This window comes from Bradyrhizobium sp. (assembly GCF_016462955.1).
GTDB lineage: Bacteria > Pseudomonadota > Alphaproteobacteria > Rhizobiales > Xanthobacteraceae > Bradyrhizobium.
The window spans coordinates 1-2,893 of sequence record NZ_JAEMSD010000692.1 but is presented as its reverse complement, the minus strand read 5'-3'; the positions used below and the strand labels follow the sequence as shown (position 1 = coordinate 2,893).

At 66.0% G+C, this 2,893-nt stretch carries 3 protein-coding genes and 1 pseudogene; all 4 read right to left on the bottom strand.

The features are described 5' to 3' along the window. A pseudogene (locus JHD07_RS36955) lies at nt 1-360 on the bottom strand (amidophosphoribosyltransferase); the annotation flags it as partial. 27 nt (nt 361-387) lie between these two features. After that, complete coding sequence (locus tag JHD07_RS36950) at nt 388-1,017, bottom strand: CvpA family protein (RefSeq protein ID WP_291631165.1); 630 nt, start codon at nt 1,015-1,017, stop codon at nt 388-390. A 169-nt stretch (nt 1,018-1,186) separates the two neighbouring features. Continuing rightward, entirely contained in the window at nt 1,187-2,632 is a 1,446-nt protein-coding gene (gene radA, locus JHD07_RS36945; protein WP_291631164.1) for a DNA repair protein RadA, read from the bottom strand. A 71-nt stretch (nt 2,633-2,703) separates the two neighbouring features. Then, on the bottom strand, nt 2,704-2,893 hold a 190-nt coding region (locus JHD07_RS36940), incomplete at its 5' end, for a hypothetical protein (protein ID WP_291631163.1).

The following is a 2,893-nucleotide window of genomic DNA, read 5'->3' as shown; positions in this document are numbered from 1 at the left end:
GCGCAGGATGGTGGCGCCGGTGGTGGAGTAGCGGACATGGCCGACCGCGACATTGCCGGGCAGGCGGTCGATCACCTCGCGGCGTGAGAAGGTGTCGCCGACGAGGCCGAGGCGGCGTTCGGAGTGGAAGCGGCTGCCGTCGTAGGAGACGATGCCGGCGGCTTCCTGGCCGCGGTGCTGCAGGGCGTGAAGGCCGAGTGCGGTGATCGCGGCCGCGTTGGGGTGGCCGTAGATGCCGAAGACGCCGCACTCCTCGCGCAGCGTATCCCCTTCGAGATCGTCCTGTAGTTCGAGCGCGGCAGGGCCCGAACCGGCCCTTGGATCGAGATCAAGCTCGGCGTCCTGGTCAGGGTGTCGCATCTCGTCCGCGCCTTTCTTTGGGGCCAATCAACGCGCCGCAGGTTTCTCGATCAGCTTCTTCATGCCGTCACGAGCCGTTTTGCTGTATCCGTCGCCACTGCCCGAAGGCTGCTGCTCGGATTCAGCTTGATCATCATCTGGTTTGTTTTTCTTGAATCTCTTCAAGATGGTGTTCTCGGGGTCGTCAGGCAAGAGGGCCATCAGCCAATCCCCGGTTCCCTGGAGCACGACGCGGGACTTGGCCCCGCTGACCCAATCCGGCCGCTGCTTGTCCGGCACCAGCCAGGTGAAGAACAGGAACGCGACGACCACGATCAAAAGCCCGCGAGCCAGCCCGAACAGGAAGCCGAGGGTGCGATCTAGCGCGCCGATGCGCGAATCCAGGATCATGTCGGAGATCCGCACCGTGATCACGGAAACCACGACGAGCGTACCGATGAACACGCCGGCCACGACGACGACGGCCGCGACCGTGTCGTTGTTGAAGTAGGTCTTCGCCGTCGGCAGCAGCTTCGAGAACGAGTAGAGCGTCACGATTGCCGCGGCGCCCCAGGCAGCGATGGAGAGGATTTCGCGCATGAAGCCGCGGACCATGGCAAGCAGGCCCGAGATCAGCATCACACCGAGCAGGATGAGGTCGAGGATGGTTACTGGCATCGGCTGGTCGGGTCCGCTCGTCCTCTCGAAGGTGCTCTAGCCGAATCGGTGCTTGGCCGCTGCCCTAAAAGAGGGGCAGACGGCGTTCCCGGCAAGGCCGCAACCACGCAATCCCATGCTGCTTTTATGACGGCTGTATAGCGGCGGGCGCCTCTCGCGTCACCTGCGCCTAGCCCTCTCCGCGGCGGAATCTTGCCGGTGTGGCATTTTTTTCTGCCGGTGCGTTCGATTCGCCCCGGCGGGAGCCGCGGGCGGCGATCTCGGCTACCAACGTCGTGAGGCTGTTCACCGCATTCAGCGACAATCCGGCATCGCCGCCGGTTTCCCCGCGCGCCGATTCGGGCAGCACGGCGCGCTGGAAACCGAGTTTTGCCGCTTCCTTGAGCCGTGCCGGTGTTTGCGCCACCGGGCGCACCACGCCCGAGAGCGAGATCTCGCCGAAATAGACCGCATCGGTCGGTAACTGCGCATTAACCAGGGACGACACCAGGGCCGCGGCAGCGGCAAGGTCCGCGGCTGGTTCGTGGATGCGCAAGCCGCCGGCGACGTTCAGGTAGACGTCATGACCGGACAGCTTGACGCCGCAATGGGCCTCCAGCACCGCCAGCACCATCGAGAGTCGGCTCGGGTCCCAACCGACCACCGCGCGGCGCGGGGTGCCGAGCGAGGTCGGCGCCACCAGCGCCTGCAATTCGACCAGAACGGGTCGCGTACCTTCAATGCCCGCAAAGACTGCGGTGCCGGGCGTGCCGAGATCGCGCTCGGACAGGAACAGCTCGGAAGGGTTGGTGACCTCGCGCAGGCCGAGGCCCGTCATCTCGAACACGCCGATCTCGTCGGTCGGGCCGAAACGGTTCTTCACGGCGCGCAGGATGCGGAATTGCTGCGAGCCTTCGCCCTCGAACGACATCACCGCGTCGACCATGTGCTCGACCACGCGGGGGCCTGCGATCTGGCCGTCCTTGGTGACATGGCCGACCAGGATGATGGCGGCCCCGGTCTTCTTGGCGAAGCGGATCAGCGCCTGCGCCGATGCGCGCACCTGCGTCACCGTGCCGGGCGCCGATTCCACCGTGTCGGTCCACATGGTCTGGATCGAGTCGATCACGATCAGCCTGGGAACTGCGCCCTCCGACAGCGTCGAGACGATGTCCTCGACGGAGGTTTCGGCGGCCAGCTGCACCGGCGCATCCGACAGCCCGAGCCGCTCGGCACGCAGGCGCACCTGCGCGACCGCTTCTTCGCCCGAGATGTAGACGACGCGATGGCCGGCGCGCGCCAACAGGCTGGTTGCCTGCGTCAGCAGCGTCGACTTGCCGATGCCGGGATCGCCGCCGACCAGCAGCACCGAGCCGCGCACGAAACCGCCGCCGGTGACGCGGTCGAGCTCGCTCATTCCCGAGGACAGCCGCGGCGCGTCCGGGCTCTTGCCGGAAAGGCTCTCCAGCGCGAACGTCCGCCCCTTGCGCTTGGAGCGGATCGAGACCGGCACGCTGCCGCTGGTGTCTTCTTCCGCCAGCGTATTCCACTCGCCGCAGGACTCGCATTTGCCCTGCCAGCGATTATAGGCCGCGCCGCAGTTCTGGCAGACGAAGGAGAGGGTGCTCTTGGCCATCGAATGTTTGAGTCGTTGCCCGGTTCGGGGTGCTTAGCACGATCAGAGGTGGGGGTGCGAAGCGTTGCGCGCTACCGCGCTTTCGGCAGTTCGTCCTTGCGCTTGCAGAGCAGGTATGGCTTCCCGTCGATCTTGATTTTGCCGTTCGCGCCCGGCGCCAGCCTGATCGTGACCTTGCTGCCGTTCGTGCCCTTGTTGTAGTCGTCCCAGAACTCGAAGCAGGTGGCGGACAGGACGAGGCCGTCGCCGGCCGGTGTCTTG

What these genes read in the sequence shown, in the direction of transcription:
- radA (WP_291631164.1), bottom strand. Translation starts at nt 2,632, where the DNA reads ATGGCCAAGAGCACCCTCTCCTTCGTCTGCCAGAACTGCGGCGCGGCC.
- JHD07_RS36950 (WP_291631165.1), bottom strand. Translation starts at nt 1,017, where the DNA reads ATGCCAGTAACCATCCTCGACCTCATCCTGCTCGGTGTGATGCTGATC.